At 66.7% G+C, this 255-nt stretch carries 1 pseudogene; it reads right to left on the reverse strand.

Features of this window, described 5'->3' with window-relative positions:
• A pseudogene (locus NFX52_RS30615) lies at positions 1 to 240 on the reverse strand (transketolase); the annotation flags it as partial.
• Between the last annotated feature and the right edge of the window lie 15 nt (positions 241 to 255).

Below are 255 nucleotides of genomic sequence, written 5' to 3' on the forward strand. Positions count from 1 at the left end.
GGTGAGGTTAGAACCAGTCAGGTCCGCACTCCCGCCAAACAGCTCCGGCACCAGCGGCGCCAGCACATCCAGGACGTTCTGGCTGGCTTTCCGGGTAGCCAGGGCTTGCGGCCTGTCCGCAATAGCGGCCAGCAAGCTAGGCAACTGATCGGCCAGCGCGGGCAGCAGTCGGCCGGTGATGCGGCGCTCGAACTCGTCCGCCGCATCAGGAAAGGCACTGCGGTAGGCCTCAAAGCGCATGCGCCAGGAGCGCTC

The sequence above is a fragment of the Acidovorax facilis genome, from assembly GCF_023913775.1.
GTDB classification, from domain to species: domain Bacteria; phylum Pseudomonadota; class Gammaproteobacteria; order Burkholderiales; family Burkholderiaceae_C; genus Acidovorax; species Acidovorax facilis.